Source organism: Rhizobium sp. ERR 1071 (assembly GCF_007828675.1).
In the GTDB taxonomy this organism is placed as follows: domain Bacteria; phylum Pseudomonadota; class Alphaproteobacteria; order Rhizobiales; family Rhizobiaceae; genus Rhizobium; species Rhizobium dioscoreae.
In genome coordinates this window covers 28579-50707 of the sequence record NZ_VITM01000014.1, presented here as the reverse complement: position 1 = coordinate 50707, position 22129 = coordinate 28579, and the positions used below count along the sequence as shown (strand labels likewise).

Below are 22129 nucleotides of genomic sequence, written 5' to 3'. Positions count from 1 at the left end.
TCAACCCCTTCCTAGGAAGCCCTGGGGACGCAGGGCGAGGATGATCAGAAAAACGAGGTGGCCGGCGAGGATGCCGAAGCCGGGGTCGATGCGGAATCCCACCGACTGGCTGACCCCGAGCGCCATCGCTCCGAGGAAGGCACCCCAGATCGACCCCATGCCGCCGATGATGACAGCCTCGAAGGCGTAGATCAGCTGGAAGGCCCCGTCGGCAGGCGCCACGGTCGAACGCAACGACTGGAAGACCGCGGCAAATCCGAGGATCGCGACAGCGATTGCCGTTGCCCCGGTATAGACCGTCTTCGGGTTGACACCTGTCAGCGCCGCGGCTTCCACATCGGCCGAAGCTGCGCGCAGGGCACGGCCAAAGCGTGTCGAGCGCAACGCGACATCGAGGCCGCCGGTCAGCACGGTAGCCGTCAGAAGCACGATCACTGGCAAGACGCCGACGAAGAGCGGCCCGAGTTGGAAGGAGGCATGCACGATGTCGCCGCCGCCTAGCGAGCGGGTGTCGGCCGACCATATCTGCAGCATGGCGTTCTGCAGGGCGATGGAGAGCCCGAAGGTGGCGATCAGCGAGGGAAGCGGATCGGCGCCGACGACGCGGTTGAGGATGAGTCGCTGCAGGATGACGCCGATGATGGCCCCAAGCACCACGAGGATCACCAGCACCGACCACGGGCCGAGCGAGAATGTGGTAGCCAGGCTGATGCCGATCAGCGCCAGGAGGATCACCAGGTCGCCATGGGTGATGTTGACGACGCGCATGACGCCGAACATCAGCGCCATACCGAGCGCATATTGGGCATAGAGACCGCCGAGAAGAATGCCCTGGACAAGGCCGTCAAGCCACAGCATGGGCCCCTCCGAAATACGCTTCGCCAATCGCTTCGCGCGAGATATCAGCTGATCGGCCGGTAAGGCTGACGCGGCCTTCGAGCATGCAGTAGAGCCGGTTCGACGAGGAGCGGGCGAGCCCGACGTCCTGCTCCACCAACACGATCGCCGTACCTGTTTCACAGATCGACGGCAGCGCCTGGTAGATTTCCTTCACCACCTTCGGCGCGAGGCCCAGGCTGATTTCGTCGCATAGAAGTACGCGCGGCTGGCTGAGCAGCGCCCTGCCAATCGCCACCATCTGCTGCTGTCCACCGGACAGGGACTGCACAGGCACGGCCTGCTTTTCCTTCAGGACCGGAAAGAGCGCGAACAGGCGCTCCAGCGTCCAGCCATTGGCGGCGGATTTGCCGGCATGGTCGATAGCGACGCGCAGATTGTCGATGACAGACATGCCGACAAAGAGGCGACGGCCCTCGGGCACGATCGCCACGCCATCGGCCACCATCCGGTGCGGCTTGGCGCCGCCGACCGGCCGTCCCTCGAGCTGCACCATGCCCGGCGCAACGCTCAGAAGGCCCATGATCGATTTCAGAAGCGTCGACTTGCCGGCACCGTTTGCCCCGATCAGGGCGACGACCTCGCCCGCGGCAATCTCGAAGTCGATACCGTAAAGAGCCTGAAAATCGCCGTAGCGGGCGACCAGTCCATGTGTGGAAAGCAGTGCTGCGCTCATGCCTCGACCCCCATATAGACCCTTCGCACCTCCGGACTTTGGATGACTTCGGCCGGCACACCTTCTGCGATCTTCTCCCCGAAATTCAGCACCAGCATGCGGTCGGCGACGGCGAGCAGCGCGTGCAGCACATGTTCGATCCAGACAATAGTGACCCCGCTGTCGCGGATGCGGCGAATAAGCGAGACGAGCGCCCTACCCTCCTCATCGGTAAGCCCACCGGCAATTTCGTCGAGCAACAGGAGCTTTGGCGACGAGGCAAGCGCACGCGCCAGTTCCAGCCGCTTACGATCGAGCAGCGTCAGCGAGCCGGCCGAACGGTTCGCCTTGTCGGACAACTCGCAGGCCTTGAGGATCTCTGCGCAGCGCTGATAGCTCTCGGCATCCTTGGTGCCGCTGCCGAAAAACGCGGCGACGAGGAGGTTTTCGAAGGTCGTCATACCGACATAGGGACGCGGGATCTGGTAGGTCCGGCCAATGCCGATTTTGCAGCGGCGATAGGGCGGCTGACCAACGAGTTTCTGGCCGTCAAAGACCAACTCACCGCCATCGACACGCATGTCGCCGCTGATCAGGTTGAATAGGGTTGTCTTGCCGGCACCATTCGGGCCGACAATGCCCAGAACCTCGCCAGCGCCGACCGCAAAACTCACCTCGTGCAGGACCTTGAGAGCCCCGAACGATTTGCTGAGGTCGCGTGCCTCGAGTAGTACGCCGTTTTCCATGCTCCTCCACCCCGGCCTTTTAATGCCGGCGGCGCGTTTGGGCGCGCCCTTCGATCCTCCGTCCGATCCGTCCCGGCCCGATCGCATCAAGCAGGGGCGGTATCTCGCTTTGCCTTGGCTTCACGCCTTGTTCAGGCAGTCCGCCAGGGCAGCGGCACGATCTTGCGCTCCGGCTGGAAGAGCTTGTTGACGGTATTGTCGACGATCTTCAGATCATACGGCCATTTGTCGCCCTTGACCCATTGCCCGCCGAAAATCGGCGAGGTCGCCACGTTCTGATGCGGTCCCTTGGCAAAATTGACTGGCCCGATCAACGTTTGCGTGTTGGTGGCGACAACCGCCTCGAGATTGGCGGTGCGGTCGAGTGGGTTCTTGGAGCGCTTGAGAATGTCGATCGCCACTTCGAGGATGGCATGGCTGTAGCCGAGTGGCTGCGTCCACTGCTTCTTCTTTTCCGCTTCCCACTGGTCGGCAAGATCGCGGCTCACCTGACCGGTCAGCGTCGACTTGAAGGGAAAGGCGGGGGTCCACCAAACTTCCGAAGACATGCCCTCCCCGAGCGAGCCCATGGCTTCCACGCCCGAGGCGAAGAGCAATGCAGCCGCGACCGTGATCGCCTTCGGCTTATAGCCCTGCTGGGCGCACTGGTTGACGAAGGTCTTCAGATCGGCCGGATAGGCAATACCGCCGATGATATCGCAGTCGGCTTGCTTGAAAGCCGTGATCTGCGCCGAAAAATCGTTGGTGCGCGGCTGGAAGAAGCCGGGAACGACGATCTCGAAGCCGGCTTTCTTGGTGGGTGCAGGCAGGCCATAATCCATGTTGCCCCATGTCTCACCATCGGCGTTCTGCGGAAACAGCATGCCGACCTTGCGGTTGCTGTCCAGCGTGTTCCAGAGGCCGACATAGGTGTTCAGCGCTTCGTCCAGGCCCCAGAAGAAGTGATAGGTCCATTTGAACGGCTTGTCCTTGCCTCCACGCGGGAAGATGACCGCCTGCCAAGGCGCGCCTGTCGAAATGCAGGGGCATTCGTTGAGTTCGGCCTGATCGGCAGCAGGGCTTACCGTATCGGTCGTAGACGCCGGCAGCAGCAGGTGAACGCCCTCATTGAGAATGAGATCGCCGGCGACTTCCGCCGACTTGTTGGGGTCCGACTGACTGTCGCGGATCAGGAATTCGACATCGTAGTGGCCGGCCGCCGTCTCCAGACCATTCTTGAGCTGCGCCTTGACCTTTTCCAGAGCCCAGCCGTCGGTCTCACCGAAAAGGGCAAGGGGCCCGGTCGCCGGCGTGATGAAGCCGACCTTGATCGTGCCGGCCGATTGCGCGCGGGCAATCGTCGGCGCACCGAGCGCCGAGGCGGCAAGGCCGGCGCCTATTCCCTTCAGCACCGTGCGGCGAGAAGGCATCGACAAACTGCTTTTCGATTCCATTATTTTATCCTCCCTCTGAAGCTCATTCGCCGGCTGCGATTTCCTCCTCCCGCATCCGGCGAAGTTCATTTACTTGATGCGGTGCATCGAACCTCCGTCAATGACAATCTGGCTGCCCGTGACGTAGGACGAGCACGGCGACGCGAGATAGAGAGCAAGCCCCTTGATGTCCTCGGGATCGCCAATCCGCCCGATCAGCGATTGCTGTTCGAAGGCCTTGCGATCCGCCGGTATCCGCAGCCTGCCGCCGGCGATATTGGTCATGAAGGGACCAGGCGAGATGCAATTGATGAGAATGCCGAATTGGCCCAATTCCATCGCCATCTGGCGCACGAAATGGTCTACGCCGGCCTTGGCTGGCATGTAGGGCGTGCCAACGATCGCCTCATTGATCTGGGCAGCGATCGAGGAGGTCACGATGATACGACCGCCCCCCGTCGCTTTCATGTGCCGGGCCGCATGCTTGACGGTTGTGTAGACCGAAGAGAGATTGACCTCGATCACCCGATCCCAGTGATGATCGTCGAGAACATCGATGGCGCCGCCTTGGAGCCGCTCACCTGTCGTCGACAGGAAGCCAGGCCCAGCATCGATGCCCGCATTTGCAAAGACGATGTCGATCCGTCCCTGACGCTCTGCTACCGCGTCGAAAGCCGCCGCCATGGCCGGCCGATCCGAGACATCGATCTCCAGACCGCAAACGTCAGCTCCATGTCGGGCGATTTCCGCCACGACACGGTCGAGATTTTCGCCATCCATATCGAAGATGCAGACACGAGCACCGTTATCCGCCATCACTTCCGCATAGGCCCGCCCTATGCCGCTCGCGCCGCCGGTCACGATGACCGATTTGCCACGAACGTCGAACATATCCTGCAAGCTCGTCATCTTTCCTCCCGTGCCGTCGAGGATGGCATGCCGGAGCCTCGGCCCGAACTTCCTCCATTCTGCCTTGCCCTCCCCGACGCAGCAGAACTGGTTCATTAGGACGAGAACTCCCGACCGCCTGTCAAACACGCAGGCGGGGGAATGAAAGAAGTTTCTCGACCAAACTCCAATATGTTGAAATACAACGGTATTTTTTGGGATGCGCGCTCCCACATACGTGGCTTGCCAAGGCAATCGCTTACTGAAAAGATGAAGCGACTTGATGAAATGATAAATCGGCGTCCGAGAAAGGATCGCCAAACGGCTCGCTGCGCGGAAGAGGTCTTGATGCAGGGATTGGTCGAATCTTCTAGGATGCTGGATCGAGGCGGCAATCCAACCGTCCGGCAGCTTCTCTCCAGCTTGGTCTTCAATCCCAATGACGGAACGATCCAGCTGAATGGCGCACGCATCGTCATGCAGCGCGCGTCCGCCCTTTCCGATCTGAGGCGGGAACTTGTGCGGTTGCTCGGCGAGAAAGAGGCGCGCGTCTTCCTTTTGCGCCTGGGCTTCATGTCCGGCCGCTCGGACGCACGCTTCGTGCGCGCCGGCTGGCCAAATCTGGACATAGGTGACGCATTCACGGCCGGAACGCGGCTACACACTTTTAGCGGCGTGGTGCGCGTAGAGACTGTCTTCAACTCCTACGACTTCCGCAAGAAGCGATTTTCTGCCGAATTCCTTTGGCGCGACAGCGTCGAAGCCGCCGAGTTCAGTAAGACGCGACTGGCATCCGAATCCGTCTGCTGGACGCAGCTTGGCTACGCCTCGGGTTATGCCAGCGAGTTCTTTGACACGCTGATCGTGTACAAGGAGATCGAATGTGCCGCGCAGGGCCACAGCCATTGCCGAGTGGTCGGAAAACCAGCCGATGGCTGGGGCCTCAATGATCCAGAAGTGACGCTTTTCCGCGAACGTATCGATGTTGCCGACGACATCAGCCCCGCTCCCGCCTCGCGCGGCAGCGCCGCGCGCGCCACCGACACGTCCTTCTCCAGCCTCGACAACCTGATCCTGATGCCGGTCCGCGACAAACTCGACCGCCTCGCGGCCACAACCCTGCCCGTGCTGCTAACGGGTGCACCGGGGACGGGACGCGGTATAGCGGCGCGCTATCTGCACCGCAGGTCTGCTGCGTCTGCGACCGATCTGCGACGCTTGGTTGGGGTGCAGGTCGACCTTGCGCTTTGCGCCGAGGTCGCACGGCCGATGAAGGCAACCCGACGAACATCCCATCGCGAGATGATCGTCATCGACGCTGTGGAAACTATACCCCACGACGTCCAGCACCACTTCGCCCGCGCAATCGAGGAAGGCATCGCGACTGGTGGACCGCGCGTCGTCGCGGTCGCTGACCAATGCTTTGCAACGAAGGAGCAAGGCTCTCTAAAAGAACTTTTTTCCGTTCTCTCCCCGATAACCGTTCGCATGCCGACATTAAGTGAAAGGGAAGGCGAGCGAGTGGCGTTGGCGCGCTCGATGTTGCCGGTGCTTGCGGATCGAATGAGCCTCGAGCCTCTCCGCTTCGAAGCGGCGGCCGAGGAGTTGATTGAGGCAGAACTCTGGCCAGGAAACCTGCGCCAGATGCGTAACGTACTTGTCGCCGTGCTCGACACAAAGACCAACAATACAACGATTTCCGCTGCACAGATCGAAGCTCAACTGACACGCTTCGCTATCAGTTCGGGGAGCAGCAACAGCCACGAATACAGGGGAACGCCGACCGATCCCAATCAATTGTTAGAATCCGAAGGATTTTCACTCAGTACTCTTGAACAGGCACTATACACCGCGGCCTTGGATCGGGCGCATGGAAATCTTTCCGCCGCCGCTCGTATGCTTGGACTGACTAGAGCACAATTCGCATACCGCGTAGAAAATACTCGGCAACGCAAAGCCACAGGTGATGAAGAACTGCTAGGATAGCCCATTCGACAGGCATTGCCCTCCTGTCGAATGTCTCGCTCTTGAGCGGAATCGAACCCGCGGCCTCATTTGAGGTCCGGGACCTTCTGCCGCAAATACAGCGACTTAGAGCAGAGATAGAATGCATCCAACCGAAATTACTGATGAGTTTCGCTTAAGGGTTCAGCGCCTGATTGAGGTCATGCAATCCGACCATCAGCATCATGGGGTCGGACGGAGAAGACAGAAAGCCCACGGCCTCATAGAAGGCTCGTGCGTCATCTGAAATCGCATGAACCAGCATGCCTCGGATGCCAAGTACTTCAGCGGCATTGAGCAGGCGCAGGCCCGCATCGCGCACTAATGCCCTGCCGAGACCACGCCCCTGGTAGGACTGATCAATGGCGAGGCGACCAAGCACAGCGACCGGAATTGGATCTGGCATATTGCGCCGAAAACGGCCAGGCGCTTCCGGCTGTTTGACAGCGCCGGAAGCGAGCGCGTAATAGGCAATGACGCGGCTCTCCTCGCACACGACGAAGGTCCGCGATGCGCCGCTCGTTTGATTAGAACGCGCGCGACGTCGCAACCAGTCGTCCAACTCAAGGACACCGGAATTAAACTCGGCCAGCTGATGATGATCGGCGAGAGGAGTCGGTGCGCTGAGTGTCACGCCTCATCCCACGGTGCTTTGGTCGACATGGTGCGTGCTAAACGCTCATTGGGCTGCGTGGGTGCATCGAGCCGAGCAAGATATTCAGCATAGGTTTCGGGACTTACCGTGAAGATAGTGCGGTCGAGCAGCACTTCCTCTGCTCGGCGCTCGGACGCCTCCAGCATGAAATCCGTTCGCGTTTTACCAAGCAACTCAGCGGCGCGATCAATCAAGTTGCGGGTCGCAGGCTTGATGCGCATATTCAGTGGTACGCTTGCGTCCGGGCTTTTGCTTGTATGTGAGGTCGGCATTGGAAACTCCTTTTGCCCCCATATAGCGTAACGACAATATCTTTACAAGGCTCGTATAGATATTGTCGTTAATATTTCGCGCAATCCAATTTTCGCGGCGCTTAATGCGCTAAGCGATTGAAAACCGGTCTCTTAATTAAGCGGAGCGTTGTTGTCAAAGCTGGATAGGGCTGCGACGTGGTCAGCCGGTTAGAAGCGCGACAACAGGGTCTTCTTGTTCTGACGATCAGCCCCCGGTCCGACCGGCTGGGCCGGGTTGAAAGGGCGGAGCGGGGGCGGGTAATGAAGCTCCCCTTCGGCTTTAGATCCCATGAGGAGTGAACAGCGGCCGCCGCTCTGGCAGAGTGAGGTTGCATCAAAACACTCGCTCAGGAGGAGCAGTTTATGGAACCTGCATCCATTCATCCGACCGCTGTCCGCATTGATCTTGGCGCAATTTTTGTATCATTGGAACTGAGCCGATCGACCTGGTTGATCACTTCGTTGTCGCCGGGCAGTGGCGAGAAGATGTCGAAGCACGTAGTGGCCGGTGGCAATGTAGCCGAGCTGCTGGATCGATTTGAGCAGCTACAACAGAAGGCGCGGTTGAGAACAGGGAAGTTATTTCCCATCGTGACGATCCAAGAGGCAGGATTGGACGGCTTCTGGATCCACCGCGTGCTGGAGACTCACGGCATCGAGAGTTACGTCGTCGACGCAGCTTCGATCGCGACTTCCCGTCGACGTCGGCGTGCGAAGACCGACAAGATCGATGGAGAGGCTCTGACGCGCACATTGCTTGCGTTCAAGCGCGGCGAGCCTCGCGTCTGTGCGATGGTCAGAGCGCCAGATCCGAAGGACGAAGATCGGCGTCGGATTTGCCGGGAACGCAAAGTTTTGATTGCTGAGCGGGTCAGGCATGTCAATCGCGTGAAGGGGCTACTCTTCGCTCAAGGCGTCAGCGGCTATCAACCGCTCCGTAAGGATCGCCGTCAGCGGCTGGAGGAACTCCAGACCGGAGATGGGCGCGAGTTACCGAAACACCTGAAGGCTCAAATCAATCGCGAACTCGACCGTCTCGAGTTGCTGCTGGAACAGATCGCTGCAGTGGAGAGCGAGCGTAATTCTCTCCTATCGATGGACGAGCAGCCAGCGGTTGAGGCAACCTCGCCCGCAGCGATGCTGCTGTCCTTAAAGGGTGTTGGCGCTGAATTTGCCGCCGTTCTTTGGACCGAAGCCCTGTCCCGGCATTTTGATAATCGGCGGCAGATTGCCGCCTATGCAGGTTTGACACCAACCCCATGGATGAGCGGGACCATCGACCACGAACAGGGTGTCTCAAAGGCAGGAAACCCTCGGCTGCGCACTACGATGATCCAACTGTCTTGGTTGTGGCTACGCAATCAGCCAGCATCAGCGCTTAGCCGTTGGTTTGTGGATCGGGTTCAGTCGAATGGTGGACGCTTAAAGAAAGCCGCGATAGTGGCCCTGGCGCGCAAACTCCTTATCGCGCTGTGGAAGTTTGTCACTGCGGGTGTTGTCATCGAGGGGGCTGTCATGAAGACCGCCTGACGACCCCAAAAGATTGCCGAATACACAAATCTTCCAGGACTGATCACTCCTGGCGGATCCAGGTGAGCGAACCGCCTCAAAGTCGGGCTTTAAATGCCGCGCTTTAGATTGGTCCCGTTCTCCTGAGCCTTGCCGCTACGAAAGCGGGATAATGGTGCTGCCGGGCAAAACGGCGACCGTATGTGAGTTTGAACCGGTGACGGAAACGTGCCGCGTCATGCAAGGTGGCTCAGACCATGGGTTCGATACAAAATCGAAAAGGCAAGCTATGAAACTATGATTGAACTTGACGGCGAAATCCTCATGTGAGCTTTCTCAGTAGCAATTCTTCTATCGCCGGCTGATACTCGTTTGCACCGCATGGGGCGAGTAGGGATCAAAGCGCAACGATGCTTCCGGAAATCAAACTGCAGGGTGACGTCGATGTCGCCGCGCTGTCGCCACTTATTCGCGGCATGCTTCTTGCTGTTGCTTATGCTGACGGTGAAGGTGGCATAGGATTGACGGCAACCGGCGCCATGAACCGCAAATTCGTTCATTGGGCCGCTGTGAACTTCCTCTGGCCCGACTTTACGCCCCAAGACCTCTACAGCATGAACAAAGTGCTGAACGAAAGCGACATGCCGCCGCTCTGGGTCGTGCGCGACATGACCCGTCATCTGAAGCTGCTTCGCCGGAAAAAGGATGTGCTGCTGCCAACCAGACGTGGCCGCGAGTTCCTGATGAGTCCGCAAGCCTTCTTCGATCGCGTCGCCACGGATTATCTCTATTCCTATGTCCACGCCACCGAGCGCAAAGAAGAGGTCCAAGCTCGGTTACCTTGGTGGCGCATGTTCCTCAATCTTCTCAATATCAAGGCGAGAGAGGGCTGCACGCCATTGGAGGTCGTGAAGATCCTCTATCCAGACATGGCACCTCTGTCCGACACCGAAATGACCCTGGAAGCCTGGGAGCTAAAATCCGATCTCCAATATGGTGTCCTTCGGCGCCTGTGCTGGCTGGGCCTGCTTTATGAGGCACGAGAAGGGCTCACGCTTCTTCAAGACGGAGCCTTCCACAAGACGCCGCTTTGGTCCGCCTGCCTGCAGCTGGAATCAGATACACAAAGCGACATCGGCGTGCACTGACGATCTTTATTCCGCCGTTGGTTGCCGCAACAACGCTTTCTCTCGCCGCGCAATCACCGCCGGATCGTTCATGTAATCTGTCCTCGGCTTGCGGCCTCGCTTCTGATAGCCGTTGGCTGTGCTGCCGTCCCGAATGCCGAACATATGATCCGTCTGTCCGGTGCGGCGAGGGCCGCTCTTGCTCCGCTGCTGTTGTCGTCCAGCCTGCATCTCGGCGACGATTGACAGCATGTCGTCCAGACGCTTGTTGTCGACGACTTCCGGCCGATGGACCGACCGCAGCTTGTCAAAGGTTCTGTAGGGTAGGGCAAAGCTCTCGTGCATGATCTCGAGGCGACCGTCCGGATAATCGCAAACAATCACCTTTTGGCCGGCCAAGGGTCTGGAAACGTCGGTCGGATCGAGAATGAACAGCACCTTGTCGTAGCGTAGCGTCAAAGCCTGCGACAGCGTGCGGACTTCCTTGCGGCACATGGCGCCATCAAGGTTCTCGTGATCGGCCAACGGCCGGTGCATGTCCTTCGGATTGCGCGGCTGTTTGCCGAAACGTGCGTTGAAATCCGTAATGAACTCAGCCGCATAGCCGTTGGCTTCCTCGATCGTGTCGATGCCGCGAAGCCGCATCTCCTTGACCAGCCGATCCTGCAATGTCTGGTTCGCACGTTCCACACGGCCTTTGGCCTGCGGGGTATTGGCACAGATGATGTCGATGTTCAGCTCATAAAGCGCCCGGCCGAATTGTGTCAGGCCGCTCGTCCGGTCCTTCTCCGACGCATGGGTCGAACGAAAGACGCCGTGCTTGTCAATGTAGAAGGCCAGCGGTTTGCCCCATTGCTGCAGATAAGCCTTCGTCGCATGCAGATAGTCGAACGTATTCTCCGAGCCAGCAAAGCGAAGATGTAAGAGCTTTCCAGTGGCATCGTCGATATAGACGAGTAGGGCGCATTTGGGGCCGCGGTTCTCGAACCAACAATGATGAGACCCATCGATCTGCACCAGTTCGCCAAAGCAATCACGTCGGCCGCGTGGCTGGAAAATCCGTTTTTTGCGTTCTCTGCGCGAGACCCAGATACCAGCCTCGGTCATCCATTGTCGCAGCGTCTCCTTGGCGACAGAGATCCGATGCAACTCGATCAGCTTCTCACGTGCCAGCGTCGGACCGAAATCCAGATAGCGTTCGCGGATCAGATCCAGCGCCGCATTGCGAAACGCCTCGCTACGGCGCCGGTTGCTCGGGCGCGATCGCTTCTTGGAAACAAGGCCAGCCGGACCATCCCGGTCATAGGCCTGCAGCAGCCGATGGACCTGACTTCGACTGAGGTCGAGCTGTTCGGCAGCCTGGACAACGCTCAGGCGTTCGTCGCGGATCTTCTGGATGAGTTCGAGGCGATGCAATTCTTTCTGCGACATGGTGATCATAAAGGACATGACGACTCCGACCGCTCATGGTCTCGACCAGGCTGAAGGTCGTCATCCTTGCTCCCGACGTTGGCTTTGACCAGTGCGTCGAGAGGCAAGACTGTCGCATCTCTAACTGGCCCAACTGTCGCATTACTAAATAGCCGCTACAATCCGATCCGGCATAGTCTAATTTATGGAACTTTGCATGAATCGCGCCGCATACAGGTGAACCAGAGCCCGCGATCATTTTCAGGATATCTCGTTCCTTGCGTCGAACTGAACGTGAATTTCATACCCAAGCCTGTTCACGGTCAGCGTCACACACCCGATTTCGCCCACGAGCTTTCGCCAGGTACAGTGCTCGGTCGGCTTCGCGACAAAGATCCGAGAGGGTATCCCCTTGATGACCTGCTCTCGCAATGCCGACGCTTGTGGTCACCGTGAGGTCGGCGCCGATGGTCGGAAAGCGAAGGTCTGCCACTGTTTTGCGGATCCGCTCCGCATGGAGTACGGCATCTCCCACGCTTGCCGGAAGGAAAACGACAAACTCTTCCCCACCTTGGCGTGCGAATAAAGCCGATGCCGGCAAGATCGACTCTACCGCCCGCGCCATCATCGAAAGAACTTGATCCCCGATGGCGTGTCCGAAACGATCGTTCAGCTGTTTGAAGTGATCTATATCCAGAAACAGAACGGCGTCGCCCTCCTGTGGCTCGCTTGGTGCTTTCGCATTAAATGAGCGACGATTATAGAGCCCTGTCAGAGGGTCGCGATCAGCCAGATTTTTAATCGCGACGTGCTGGCGCTCGTTTATGAAAATCACGATTGCAATGGCAAGCACAAACTTGGACAGGATCATCAGAGAAAAGCCGTCGACCACACCCAGTAGTGGGAAAGTGTGAAAGGAGAACTCCGTTCCCATGATCAATGAGAGCATGCTGGAAGCCGCAAGTATTCCGGCAACCAGTTTACGGATCGGTAGCGGCTCGTGAGACGCGTCGCGGTACACGATCCCTGCCGCCGCAGCCATGGTCAAACAACCAAGTAATGTAAAGGTTGCTGCCCGGTAGGTATTGTTCAGATGAAAATCCGTTATCAGTCCCGCCACCAAAGTCCCAACTGCCGGCACGAATATAAGCCATAGATTGAACGTGCGGGCCGGATTGCTGATCAAAACGAATGCCAAGCTCAAAAGACAGTATCCCAACACGGCCAATGCGATGTTGATGAGGCTGAGAGCCCCGTAAAGCGCCGGATAAAGTTCTGCATATCCTGCCAACGTCGCGCCCGCCGCAAGGACTAAGAAGCTCACCGCGAGAAGCCCGACCCCTGGGCTCTCGGTGGAGGTTAGCCGCAGATAGCTTAAGGTCATAGCACCCGCTATATAGGACGTCTTCTGCAGGAAGAGGACAGTCGGGAGGTCCAGTTGAGTAGCCATTCAACACCAAAGGTTGTTCGTCGACGCTCCCGTATCCGCTATTGTTGAATCTTTTGCGAACACCGACCGCTATTTGGAATTTTCTTCTACAATTTGCGAACGTGACAGACTTTTGCTTCAACGAAGAGCATGAGGTCCTCGCATTCAAACACTCCCATCCTCGGATACTTGCAGTTCGCAGCCGTGATAACATATCGGCTGCGCTATTGTAGTTTTGGCGATGCCGCGCAATCTGCCTTTAATTGCATATCGCAAATGGAGATATCTGGTGGCGAAACGCTGAGCTAGGCGACAGAGATTCTCATATCCGGTGTCTTGGCGCACCACGCGACCTTCAACGGATCGCTATTCCCGAATTGTCGAAGAGATGAACTGTTTGCAGATTGGGCCCTACCTTGATCTTGGAGCCTGCGGTCGCGGTTATCGAAGCTCTGTCGGACCTCGCGCTTCACCAGGGCGTCCAACTAAGTATGGCGGGCGGACCGATCTATCGCCGGGAGTTCCAGTCTCCCGGTGAGGACGTCATCGTGACGACGATCGGCAATCTCGTGGTCAACCAGTCGCGGCTCTGGACGACTGCGATCTCGCCTACATCACGCGTGGATCGTGGCGAAAGCAACCACCGCCAAATGAGTATCTCGCGATACTCAATAGCAATCAGAAATCACTTCGTCCCGTCCCACCAGAAGCACTCCGCCCTTGCCATACACATTCATCGAATCCGCGCTATAGCGCAGTCGAAGGCTGTGACCGGCGCGGCAGCTTGATTTCAATCGCAATCCCTTCGCATGGCTCCAGTCGTATAACTGACATTGCCTGTGTCTATCGTCGGCGCTAATGTGCTCAAACCATCAATGAATAGCTGCCGATCAGGCTTCGCCGACAAACTCGATTCCGATATCCGTCAGTTTTCGCCAACGAACAGCGCAGTTTTTCCGAGCGCCATCTTCGAACGCAAGCTCGAAACTGTCCGGGATACCTGCGGTACTTGGCATAACCAATTTCGCCCCGTTTGTGGAAAGGTTCCTCACGGCGCAATCTCGGGTCAGCGGGCCATTGCCGTAGAAAATCCGAGCTCCTTTAAGAGCACGCGTTCTGGCAAATTTTCGGCGTTCACTCATCGGTTCCCGATCGGAGCTAGACATGGTTCAATGCACTCTCTTCATCTAGTGATACGCTAAGGTTCGTCATTAAAGGACGGACAAATGATTGCGGTGCTGAGGGAGCAGAAGACAGGCGTGAACGACGCCGCTGCGAACGATCTATGCTGCTATATTCTCATCCCCCGGTGCGAACATGTTCGTCAAATGAAGGAAGCAAATCATTCCCGATGGGTGCGTGATGATCCCTTCGCAACAGGATCGATCGACGGAGCCGATGATGTCCGGCGGCGGCTGAAGTTGATCCGCGGTGACGGAGAGCATGTCGGTCACCCGGTCTACAACAAGTCCCATCGGCTTTCCGTGCACCTCCACCACCACGATCGCACTGCGCTCGGTCGTTTCGCCTGACCGCATCCCAAGCTTGCGGGCCAGATCGATTGTCGGAATGACTGTTCCGCGCAAGTTGATCACACCGAGAACTTCATCGGACGTGTGTGGCAGTGGCGTCGAGGCTGCCCATCCGCGGATTTCGCGAACGGACGTCGTCTGAATGCAGAATGTCTGCTCGCCGAGCTGGAATGCAATGATGTCCAGCGTCGTTTGACCGTTCATGTTGGTGCTCAAGCGCGTCATCAGAACTCCTCCCAGCTGTCGCCGCCCTTAACGGCGGCGCTCCCTTGGAACGCATGCGCGACCTTGGCTGTCATCTGACGCACCGGATTGCCAACCGGTCGAGATGTGGCAGATGCAGCCCTTGGAGTCGAACGCTGGGATTGCACCCCGCCGATATTGAATTGGGACAGAAGTTGGAACAGGGCGTCAGCCTCCTTGGCGAGACCGTGGGCGGCCGCAGATGTCTCTTCGACCATAGCAGCGTTCTGCTGCGTGCCTTGGTCCATCGTGTTGACGGCCGTATTGATTTCTTTCAGACCTGTCGCTTGCTCGCGGGAGGCGTCTACGATCGCCCCGACGTTGCTGTCGACATGGACAACCTGCCCTACGATTTCCTCTAAAGCCTTGCCGGTTTCGCCGACGAGAGCAACACCGTTCTTGACATGACCGTTGGACGTACCGATCAGATCCTTGATCTCCTTCGCGGCCTTGGCAGAGCGTTGAGCAAGCTCACGAACCTCTTGTGCGACAACCGCAAAGCCCTTGCCGGCGTCGCCGGCGCGAGCGGCTTCAACGCCCGCATTCAAGGCGAGAAGATTTGTTTGGAACGCGATCTCGTCGATCACACCAATGATATTGGCGATCTCCGATGCTGAGGCTTCGATCTTACCCATCGCCTCAACCGCCTGTCGAACCACGAGGCCGGAGCGCTCGGCATTCTCCTTCGTCCTGCGCACGAGTTGGCCAGCTTCCTGAGCCCGGTTGCTCGAGCCAGATACGGTAGTAGTGATCTCCTCGAGAGCGGCGGCCGTCTCCTCGACGGAAGCAGCCTGCTGCTCCGTGCGGCGGGAGAGATCATCGGAAGCGGTTCGGATTTCCTGCGAGGCGGCGGCAATGGCCGCGGCATTCTGCGATACCGTTTCCATGGCCGAGCGGAGTTTGGAGGCAGCGCTGTTGAAATCCAACCGGAGCTTCTCCAGCGTCGGCAAGAAGGGCGTGCTGAGCTGCTGGGTAAGATCGCCGTCTGCAAGTGCTTGTAGAGCGGATGCGAGCTGGTCGACGTTTTCGACGCGTTTCGTGACATCCGTCGCGAACTTGACGACCTTGAAGACCTTGCCGTTCATGTCGAAGATCGGATTGTACGAGGCTTGGATGTAGACCTTCTTTCCGCCCTTGCCCAGGCGCATGAACTCATCTGCAACAAACTCTCCTCCCGCCAACCGGGTCCAGAATTTGCGATAGTCGTCGCTGTTGGTGTAGGCGGATTCGCAGAAAATCGAGTGGTGCTTTCCCTTGATCTCCGACAGCTGGTATCCGAGAGTGTTGAGAAAGTTCTCGTTGGCTGTCAGGATCTCGCCCGCAGGTGTGAACTCAATCACGGCTTGAGCGCGCGACAGCGCGTCCAGTTTTCCGGCATCCTCGGCGCTCTTCAGCTTTTGGGTCGTAATGTCAGTTGCAAACTTGACGACTTTGTACGGCTTACCGCCCTTGAAGACGGGGTTGTAGGAGCCCTCGATCCAGATTTCCTTGCCGCCTTTGCCAATGCGCTTGTATTGACGCTGGTCAAACTTGCCAGCGGCCAGATCGCTCCAGAACTGGCGGTATTCGGCGCTCGAGGCCTCGGCTGGATCGACGAACATCCGATGATGTTGGCCCACGATTTCGCTCAGCTCATAACCGAGCGCCGCGCAAAAGTTCGCATTAGCAGACAGAATTTTTCCCGTGAGATCGAACTCGATGATCGCTTGCGACTTGCTCATTGCAGCGAGCACGGCCCCGGCGTCGGATGAGAAACCCAAAGACATAATACCCAAGATGCGCTCCATGTCTGCCGAGGGCTCGTGTCCGCTGATCAGGTTCTGTTGGACTTAGAGGCCGTGGCTTTCGGTTACAGGTCAGCCGGCTGATCGATATTGTGACAACCCTTCCTCCCGGCCCCCTATTTCTAGGGTCAAACACCCAACGAAACCTTAATTTCGGTGGGCGCGCATGAGCATTCGCTCAGCAGGTGTACATTCTGCTCAAGTCCAAACCCCCTCAAGGTTGCAAAGCGCGTTCGAAGGCCGCCTCGCTGAGGCAGCGAACGCGATCACACCACTTCCGTCGAATCGTAAGCTAGGAAATTAGCCCGCGTCGGATCGCCTCAGCGATCGCGTGAACGCGATTGTCCGCACCGAGCTTCCGGATAGCGGCCTTCATGTAGCTATTGACGGTATCAGGTGTATAACCGCTCGCCGCGGCGATCTCGTCCGTCGTCTTGCCGAGGCTTGCAAATCTTAGGCACCTGATCTCGCCCTCGATCAGTTTCAGGGCCTGTGCGGAGAACTTGTCCATGATAGGTCGGGTCAGCACACGGTGCGTGATCTCGGCGATTTCGCTCAGAAACTCGATTTCGGCCCCCGAGAAAGGCGACGTACGAGAGAACGTGACGGCGCCGAACACCACGTCGCCGCGTCGGATCGGGAAGAGCGTACGATTGAGCACACCGAAGGTCCTGGCAAGGTATTGGAGCCTTTGAGGAGGAGGTGTTTTGGCATAGACTTCCTCCTCAACGATAACCTTTGCAGCCGACATCGATGCCATCACGAACGGATCGGATTTCAGGAGATCATCCCCGTAATAGGCGTCGAGAAAGGCTGGCGGCACGTCGGTGTCGATCGAGTGTCCGCTCCCGAACCGGTAGCCATCGAGGTCAAGGCCTGACACTGCGAAGAAATCAAACGAGACGGCTCCGCGCAGCTTCTCAATAAATGGATGCGAAACAACCTGGCGACGGGTGGGCAGCGATCTTAAATCGGGAGCCTCTTCTAAAGGATTGCTGAGAGCAAAGGCGCGGGAAAATGGCAAGCTTAAATCTCCAACCACGTTCAGACATCAGGTTCTGGGGGTTAAGTATTAAATATGTGTAAATTCACAACTCCAAGCTTCATTCGGTTCAGCGTCTACGACTATACGCAGAGGCCGGGGTGACGCATCCGCAGGCAGAAAATCAACGCGCAGCCGCTGATCTGAATCGTGTACGCTTTTTGAATGTGAAGAAGGTCTCCAGTCAGCGCGAGTTCGATCAGGCCAGGAGCATCGCAAGTATTATCGCAGCAAACCTAAATCGGTCCGAGGCGGAGCGCGACAAACTGCGGCTTACACCATCGCCGTATGGTTCAGCCGACTAACCTCAGGCGAACGAGGCTTTCGGCTGTCGCGATGATCGCCTCTTCGCGTGAGCGCGGCTTCCAGCCGAGCAGGCATTCCGCTTTTCGTCCGCTGGCGTTCATGTCGGCACCGAGTTGCCAGATGATCCCGCGCATTGCCGGGTTGAAAACGGCTACGAGTCGGATAAACCAGTTGGGCAATACACGTGTGTTCACTTTGCGCGCGGCCGAACCGAAGCGCGCCTTCAGCAATTTGGCAATGTCGACCAACCAAAGGCTATTGCCGCTCGCGGCGAGGAAACGCTCGCCCTTGGCGGCAGGGCCGACCATCGCACGTAAATGAAGATCGGCGACGTCGCGGACATCGATCACGCAGGTGTTGATCTTGGGGCAACCCGGCTGGCCATCGAGCATGTTCTTGATCAGCCGGATTGAATGTGAATAGTCAGGGCCGAGTGCTGGTCCGAGTACCGTCGTTGGATTGACAGTTGCAAGCTCAAGACCGTTTCCTTCCCGGGCAATGAAGTCCCAGGCCGCACGCTCGGCGAGCGTCTTCGACTTCTGGTACGGCGCGATGTTGCCGGCCAAATCGCTCCAGTCAGTCTCGTCGAAGGGGCGGCTGCGTGGCTTAGAGCGCCCGCCGGCGATTGCGCCGAATGCCGAGGTGAGCACCACCCGCTTTACACCTGCATCACGCGCGGCCCGCAGCACGCGGAGATTGCCATCGACCGCCGGCCTCACCCAGTCTTCCTCGCGGACCTGATCGCCAGATGGTGTTGGCGAGGCTCCATGGATGACGTAGCTGCAGCCGCTCACGGCCTCAGGCCAGCCAGCGTCGGACATGAGGTCCGCCTGGATAAATGACAGGCGGTCGCCCGGTTCGATACCACCGGTCTTCAGATTGTCGAGCACTTCCTGCCTGCGCGACATCGACCGGAGGGTGGTTCTCACCCGATAGCCGGCCCGGAGGAGCGCCAGCATGGAATATTGCGCGATGAACCCACTGCCGCCGGTTACCAATACCAAATCGTCGTTCATTTCCTTCTCCGGGTTGTTGGCGCTCAACGGTCGATCCCAGCCATGATCCAGGCCGGATAGCGATTGCCCGCAACCGTTCCCGTTGCCAGCGTCTGGTCGAGCGTCTGCATATCCTCGTCGGATAGACGGACCACGTCCGATGCGACGTTCTCCTCCAGAAAGGCGTGCCGCTTGGTGCCCGGGATCGGGACGATGTCGCCGCCCTTGTGCAGCAGCCACGCCAGCGCGATCTGGCCGGGCTTGGCGCCCTTGGCATTCGCAAGGGTGAACACGGCTTGCGCGGCCCGAATGTTCGCGTCGTAGTTTGCTCCCTGGTATCGCTCGTCGTTGTGACGGGTGTCATTGGCAGGGTATTCCTCAGCCCGCTTGACCGCACCGGTAAGGAAGCCACGACCGAGCGGTGCGAACGGCACCAGACCAATGCCAAGTTCGCGCATTGCCGGGATCACATCGACTTCCAGATTGCGCTCCCAGAGCGAATATTCGCTTTGCAGAGCAGATACAGGATGGACGGCATGGGCGCGTCGCAGTGTAGCGGCACCCACCTCAGATAGGCCGAAGAAGCGCACCTTGCCTTCCTGCACCAGTTCACCCACCGCGCCAGCGACGTCCTCGATCGGCACGTTCCGATCGATGCGATGCTGGTACAAAAGATCGATGTGATCGGTTTGGAGCCGGCGCAGCGATCCCTCGACAGCACGGCGGATAGCGTCGGGGCGGCTGTCGGTCTGCGCACCGAGTTGGCGGCCGTTCTCGAACTTGAAGCCGAACTTGGTCGCGATAACGACCTTTTCGCGCCGATCGCGAAAGGCGCGTCCCAGCAGCTCTTCGTTGGTATAGGGGCCGTAGCCTTCGGCGGTGTCGAAGAAATCACAGCCGATATCTATCGCTCGGTGCAACGTGGCAACGGATTCGGCCTCATCTGCTGGGCCATAGGATTGGCTCATGCCCATGCAGCCTAGGCCGACAGCGCCGACCTCCAATCCTTGTGTTCCCAGCCGACGTTTGCTCAATGTCATGATCAGTACCTCCGTGGAGGCTCCGTCATATCTCGCACGGCCGGTACTTAGAATGCTTGAAAGTCCGTAATACTTGCGCGACAATCCGGCGATGGCCAATGAACCTTTTTCCGATATTCTAAAGCTAACCCGTGCGGAAACGCTGGTGACAGGCGGCTTCACCGCTGGCGGACCATGGGCAATCCGCTTCCCGGTCCCCAAGACAATCAAGTTCTTTGCGGTGCTCAAGGGTAGTTGCTGGGTCACGCTTGATGGGCAGCAAGCGATCCATTTCTGCGCGGGCGATGTCGGATTGTTGTCCGCGCCGCTGGCCTTTGAGCTCTCCAGCGATCCGTCTCTTCCTCCCGTCGATGCGATGAGCCTATTTTCTGGGGCTGCAAAGACCGACGTGCAGATTGGTGACGGGAGAGAGTTCGCGCATATCGGCGGCCATGTGCTGCTCGACCCGACGAGCGGCCGGGTCCTCGCGGACGTATTGCCGCCCTGGATCCATGTTCAGGCCGATCGTCCTGAGGCAGCGACCTTCAAATGGCTTCTGGATCGCCTGGCGAAGGAGCGGGCCAATAAGCTGCCGGGCGCCGAACTGGCCGCGGCTCAACTCGCTCAACTGCTGTTCATTGAAATCCTGCGCGCCCACCTTGCACAGAACGACGTCGAGCAAACTGGGTGGCTGCGGGCCTTGACCGATCCAGGCATTGCGCCTGCTATCCGGCTGATGCATGCCGACCCAGCACGATCCTGGCACCTTGAGGATCTCGCCGAAGCATGCGCGATGTCACGAACGACGTTCGCTGAGCGTTTCCGGACCGTAGCCGGGGTCGCACCGCTGACATATCTCACAAATTGGCGCATGCGATTGGCGGAACGAGCCCTGCGGGAGGAGGCAAGACAACCTGTCGCCTCGATAGCAACCACGGTCGGGTACGCGTCGGAGAGCAGCTTCAGCAATGCGTTCAAGCGCATAACTGGTGCTTCACCGCGAGAGTTCCGAAACGCGAGCCACAGACCAGTCGTTGCGCCAGCATCCCAAGAGGCTGCGGGTCTCGATGGCTGAATACACAGCGACCAAAAAGATATCGGCCAGCCCGGGATCTGTTGAAATGCTCGTCGTCATCTGCGAACCGCGCGACGAGGTCGGGATTGGCGAGAAACAAGACCCCATAAGCGACGGCATCGGCAAGGCCAGCGCCGATGAGCTGACAGAACTGCTGTCCAGATAGCCGCGACACCTGCGCCCCCGGGCTTTCCATAGACCCGTACGCGGCCGAGCAGGCGATGAACGCACCCGGCGCTCCAGCAAATACCGTCAGATTTGAGCGAAACCGCCATCGGCCTGGATATCCGCCCCTGTGATGAAGCTTGCCTGATCGGAAGCGAGAAAGGCGATGACGTTGGCGATCTCGTTCGGGTTGCCGACGCGGCCGGCTGGAACATGCTGAGAAAGCGCCGCGAGGTAGGCGTCAGCCGAAACTTGCGCTGGGGCGCCGCCCTTAAGGCCGGGCGTCTCGATCGGCCCGGGGCTAACGACGTTCACGCGAATAGCACGCGGCTTAAGGTCGAGAATCCAGTTACGAGCAAGAGCGCGAATAGCGGCTTTGGTCGCGGCATAGACGCTGCTGCCGCCCGGCAGGCCCTTGTTCGCGACAACCGACGAGGTCAGCACAATCGATGCGCCGTCGCTGAGTAATGGTAATGCCTGCTGGACGGTGAAGATCGTCCCTTTCACATTCACCGACAGAAGACGATCGACCATGCCCTCAGTGATCTCGCCAAGCGTCGCCTTCTCCAAAATACCGGCGTTTGCGACCAGGATATCTAGCTTCCCCTTAGACGCTCGAATCTCCTCATAGAGACGATCAAGATCGCCCACATGGGACGAGTCGGCTTGGATAGCGGCGACCCCATTGCCGATCTCGGCGACTGCTTTGTCGAGCTCGGCTTTGCGCCGGCCGCTGATGAACACGAATGCGCCTTCGGCAACCAGCCGCCTCGCAGCGGCCAACCCGATACCGGAACTGCCGCCCGTCACAAGCGCGACTTTGCCTTGCAGATTCTGAGCCATGATTTACTTCTCCATTTTGTGGCAGGTGTGTGTGTTCGAGAGTGCTGAGTGTCGGTCATTCGAGCTCCTTCCAGCTGGTGTGTTCAGCGCAAGCGCCATC

At 58.6% G+C, this 22129-nt stretch carries 20 protein-coding genes and 1 pseudogene; 6 read left to right on the top strand and 15 right to left on the bottom strand.

Annotated features, from left to right (window positions below):
- The 5 genes from FBZ99_RS29335 to FBZ99_RS29315 form a co-directional block, all read right to left on the bottom strand.
- Entirely contained in the window at positions 1 to 858 is an 858-nt protein-coding gene (locus FBZ99_RS29335; protein WP_113396036.1) for a branched-chain amino acid ABC transporter permease, read from the bottom strand.
- On the bottom strand, positions 845 to 1573 hold the full coding sequence (locus FBZ99_RS29330) for an ABC transporter ATP-binding protein (protein ID WP_113396037.1): 729 nt from the start codon (positions 1571 to 1573) through the stop codon (positions 845 to 847). The genes FBZ99_RS29335 and FBZ99_RS29330 overlap by 14 nt, the downstream gene beginning before the upstream one ends.
- Positions 1570 to 2298: an ABC transporter ATP-binding protein gene (locus FBZ99_RS29325; protein ID WP_113396038.1), complete on the bottom strand. Its 729-nt coding sequence runs from the start codon at positions 2296 to 2298 to the stop codon at positions 1570 to 1572. The genes FBZ99_RS29330 and FBZ99_RS29325 overlap by 4 nt, the downstream gene beginning before the upstream one ends.
- A gap of 131 nt (positions 2299 to 2429) precedes the next feature.
- Complete coding sequence (locus tag FBZ99_RS29320; protein ID WP_233790213.1) at positions 2430 to 3731, bottom strand: ABC transporter substrate-binding protein; 1302 nt, start codon at positions 3729 to 3731, stop codon at positions 2430 to 2432.
- 69 nt (positions 3732 to 3800) lie between these two features.
- The gene (locus FBZ99_RS29315) at positions 3801 to 4619 is read right to left on the bottom strand and encodes an SDR family NAD(P)-dependent oxidoreductase (protein ID WP_112341950.1); all 819 of its coding nucleotides are present in this window, start codon (positions 4617 to 4619) and stop codon (positions 3801 to 3803) included.
- A 141-nt stretch (positions 4620 to 4760) separates the two neighbouring features.
- Between FBZ99_RS29315 and FBZ99_RS29310 the strand changes: the two genes are divergently transcribed.
- Complete coding sequence (locus FBZ99_RS29310; RefSeq protein WP_145636417.1) at positions 4761 to 6584, top strand: XylR N-terminal domain-containing protein; 1824 nt, start codon at positions 4761 to 4763, stop codon at positions 6582 to 6584.
- 154 nt (positions 6585 to 6738) lie between these two features.
- Here the strand turns inward: FBZ99_RS29310 and FBZ99_RS29305 are convergent, their stop codons facing one another.
- Both FBZ99_RS29305 and FBZ99_RS29300 read right to left on the bottom strand, forming a co-directional pair.
- The gene (locus FBZ99_RS29305; protein ID WP_145636415.1) at positions 6739 to 7236 is read right to left on the bottom strand and encodes a GNAT family N-acetyltransferase; all 498 of its coding nucleotides are present in this window, start codon (positions 7234 to 7236) and stop codon (positions 6739 to 6741) included.
- The gene (locus FBZ99_RS29300; protein WP_145636411.1) at positions 7233 to 7529 is read right to left on the bottom strand and encodes a type II toxin-antitoxin system TacA family antitoxin; all 297 of its coding nucleotides are present in this window, start codon (positions 7527 to 7529) and stop codon (positions 7233 to 7235) included. Before FBZ99_RS29300 ends, FBZ99_RS29305 begins: the two co-directional genes overlap by 4 nt.
- A gap of 384 nt (positions 7530 to 7913) precedes the next feature.
- Here FBZ99_RS29300 and FBZ99_RS29295 point away from each other — a divergent pair, with 384 nt between their 5' ends.
- Complete coding sequence (locus FBZ99_RS29295; protein WP_011053406.1) at positions 7914 to 9080, top strand: IS110-like element ISRel9 family transposase; 1167 nt, start codon at positions 7914 to 7916, stop codon at positions 9078 to 9080.
- 389 nt (positions 9081 to 9469) lie between these two features.
- The gene (locus FBZ99_RS29290) at positions 9470 to 10207 is read left to right on the top strand and encodes a hypothetical protein (protein ID WP_145636409.1); all 738 of its coding nucleotides are present in this window, start codon (positions 9470 to 9472) and stop codon (positions 10205 to 10207) included.
- A gap of 6 nt (positions 10208 to 10213) precedes the next feature.
- Here the strand turns inward: FBZ99_RS29290 and FBZ99_RS29285 are convergent, their stop codons facing one another.
- Positions 10214 to 11635, bottom strand: a complete 1422-nt coding sequence (locus FBZ99_RS29285; protein WP_145636407.1) for an ISNCY family transposase — start codon at positions 11633 to 11635, stop codon at positions 10214 to 10216.
- Between the two features lie 262 nt (positions 11636 to 11897).
- Positions 11898 to 13046 carry a GGDEF domain-containing protein gene (locus tag FBZ99_RS29280; protein WP_145636405.1) on the bottom strand — a complete coding sequence of 383 codons (1149 nt, stop codon included), beginning with the start codon at positions 13044 to 13046 and terminating at the stop codon, positions 11898 to 11900.
- Positions 13047 to 13672: 626 nt separating this feature from the next.
- Between FBZ99_RS29280 and FBZ99_RS33935 the strand changes: the two are divergent.
- Positions 13673 to 13813, top strand: a pseudogene (locus tag FBZ99_RS33935) (IS6 family transposase); the annotation flags it as partial.
- Positions 13814 to 14308: 495 nt separating this feature from the next.
- On the opposite strand, the gene FBZ99_RS29270 reads toward FBZ99_RS33935, so the two are convergent.
- From FBZ99_RS29270 to FBZ99_RS29250, 5 genes are all read right to left on the bottom strand, one after another.
- A complete protein-coding gene (locus FBZ99_RS29270; RefSeq protein ID WP_145636401.1) occupies positions 14309 to 14782 on the bottom strand; it encodes a chemotaxis protein CheW in 474 nt (157 codons plus the stop codon).
- Positions 14782 to 16566, bottom strand: coding sequence for a methyl-accepting chemotaxis protein (locus FBZ99_RS29265; protein ID WP_145636486.1), 1785 nt, complete (start codon positions 16564 to 16566; stop codon positions 14782 to 14784). The genes FBZ99_RS29270 and FBZ99_RS29265 overlap by 1 nt, the downstream gene beginning before the upstream one ends.
- Positions 16567 to 16876: 310 nt before the next feature.
- On the bottom strand, positions 16877 to 17608 hold the full coding sequence (locus FBZ99_RS29260; protein ID WP_145636399.1) for a helix-turn-helix transcriptional regulator: 732 nt from the start codon (positions 17606 to 17608) through the stop codon (positions 16877 to 16879).
- A gap of 311 nt (positions 17609 to 17919) precedes the next feature.
- On the bottom strand, positions 17920 to 18948 hold the full coding sequence (locus FBZ99_RS29255) for an SDR family oxidoreductase (RefSeq protein ID WP_113408951.1): 1029 nt from the start codon (positions 18946 to 18948) through the stop codon (positions 17920 to 17922).
- Positions 18949 to 18971: 23 nt separating this feature from the next.
- On the bottom strand, positions 18972 to 19967 hold the full coding sequence (locus FBZ99_RS29250) for an aldo/keto reductase (protein ID WP_145636397.1): 996 nt from the start codon (positions 19965 to 19967) through the stop codon (positions 18972 to 18974).
- A 73-nt stretch (positions 19968 to 20040) separates the two neighbouring features.
- Between FBZ99_RS29250 and FBZ99_RS29245 the strand changes: the two genes are divergently transcribed.
- Positions 20041 to 21021: an AraC family transcriptional regulator gene (locus FBZ99_RS29245; RefSeq protein ID WP_246661222.1), complete on the top strand. Its 981-nt coding sequence runs from the start codon at positions 20041 to 20043 to the stop codon at positions 21019 to 21021.
- Positions 21014 to 21187: a hypothetical protein gene (locus tag FBZ99_RS33285; RefSeq protein ID WP_186450365.1), complete on the top strand. Its 174-nt coding sequence runs from the start codon at positions 21014 to 21016 to the stop codon at positions 21185 to 21187. The genes FBZ99_RS29245 and FBZ99_RS33285 overlap by 8 nt, the downstream gene beginning before the upstream one ends.
- An 86-nt stretch (positions 21188 to 21273) precedes the next feature.
- On the opposite strand, the gene FBZ99_RS29235 is transcribed toward FBZ99_RS33285, so the two are convergent.
- Positions 21274 to 22029 (bottom strand): SDR family NAD(P)-dependent oxidoreductase, encoded by a 756-nt coding sequence (locus FBZ99_RS29235; RefSeq protein ID WP_145636392.1) that lies wholly within the window; start codon positions 22027 to 22029, stop codon positions 21274 to 21276.
- Positions 22030 to 22129: the final 100 nt, after the last annotated feature.

Coding starts and splice junctions, on each gene's coding strand:
- FBZ99_RS29335 (WP_113396036.1), bottom strand. CDS start 858: ATGCTGTGGCTTGACGGCCTTGTCCAGGGCATTCTTCTCGGCGGTCTC.
- FBZ99_RS29330 (WP_113396037.1), bottom strand. CDS start 1,573: ATGAGCGCAGCACTGCTTTCCACACATGGACTGGTCGCCCGCTACGGC.
- FBZ99_RS29325 (WP_113396038.1), bottom strand. CDS start 2,298: ATGGAAAACGGCGTACTACTCGAGGCACGCGACCTCAGCAAATCGTTC.
- FBZ99_RS29320 (WP_233790213.1), bottom strand. CDS start 3,731: ATGGAATCGAAAAGCAGTTTGTCGATGCCTTCTCGCCGCACGGTGCTG.
- FBZ99_RS29315 (WP_112341950.1), bottom strand. CDS start 4,619: ATGACGAGCTTGCAGGATATGTTCGACGTTCGTGGCAAATCGGTCATC.
- FBZ99_RS29310 (WP_145636417.1), top strand. CDS start 4,761: ATGAAAGAAGTTTCTCGACCAAACTCCAATATGTTGAAATACAACGGT.
- FBZ99_RS29300 (WP_145636411.1), bottom strand. CDS start 7,529: ATGCCGACCTCACATACAAGCAAAAGCCCGGACGCAAGCGTACCACTG.
- FBZ99_RS29295 (WP_011053406.1), top strand. CDS start 7,914: ATGGAACCTGCATCCATTCATCCGACCGCTGTCCGCATTGATCTTGGC.
- FBZ99_RS29290 (WP_145636409.1), top strand. CDS start 9,470: ATGCTTCCGGAAATCAAACTGCAGGGTGACGTCGATGTCGCCGCGCTG.
- FBZ99_RS29285 (WP_145636407.1), bottom strand. CDS start 11,635: ATGTCCTTTATGATCACCATGTCGCAGAAAGAATTGCATCGCCTCGAA.
- FBZ99_RS29280 (WP_145636405.1), bottom strand. CDS start 13,046: ATGGCTACTCAACTGGACCTCCCGACTGTCCTCTTCCTGCAGAAGACG.
- FBZ99_RS29270 (WP_145636401.1), bottom strand. CDS start 14,782: ATGACGCGCTTGAGCACCAACATGAACGGTCAAACGACGCTGGACATC.
- FBZ99_RS29265 (WP_145636486.1), bottom strand. CDS start 16,566: ATGTCTTTGGGTTTCTCATCCGACGCCGGGGCCGTGCTCGCTGCAATG.
- FBZ99_RS29255 (WP_113408951.1), bottom strand. CDS start 18,948: ATGAACGACGATTTGGTATTGGTAACCGGCGGCAGTGGGTTCATCGCG.
- FBZ99_RS29250 (WP_145636397.1), bottom strand. CDS start 19,967: ATGACATTGAGCAAACGTCGGCTGGGAACACAAGGATTGGAGGTCGGC.
- FBZ99_RS33285 (WP_186450365.1), top strand. CDS start 21,014: ATGGCTGAATACACAGCGACCAAAAAGATATCGGCCAGCCCGGGATCT.
- FBZ99_RS29235 (WP_145636392.1), bottom strand. CDS start 22,029: ATGGCTCAGAATCTGCAAGGCAAAGTCGCGCTTGTGACGGGCGGCAGT.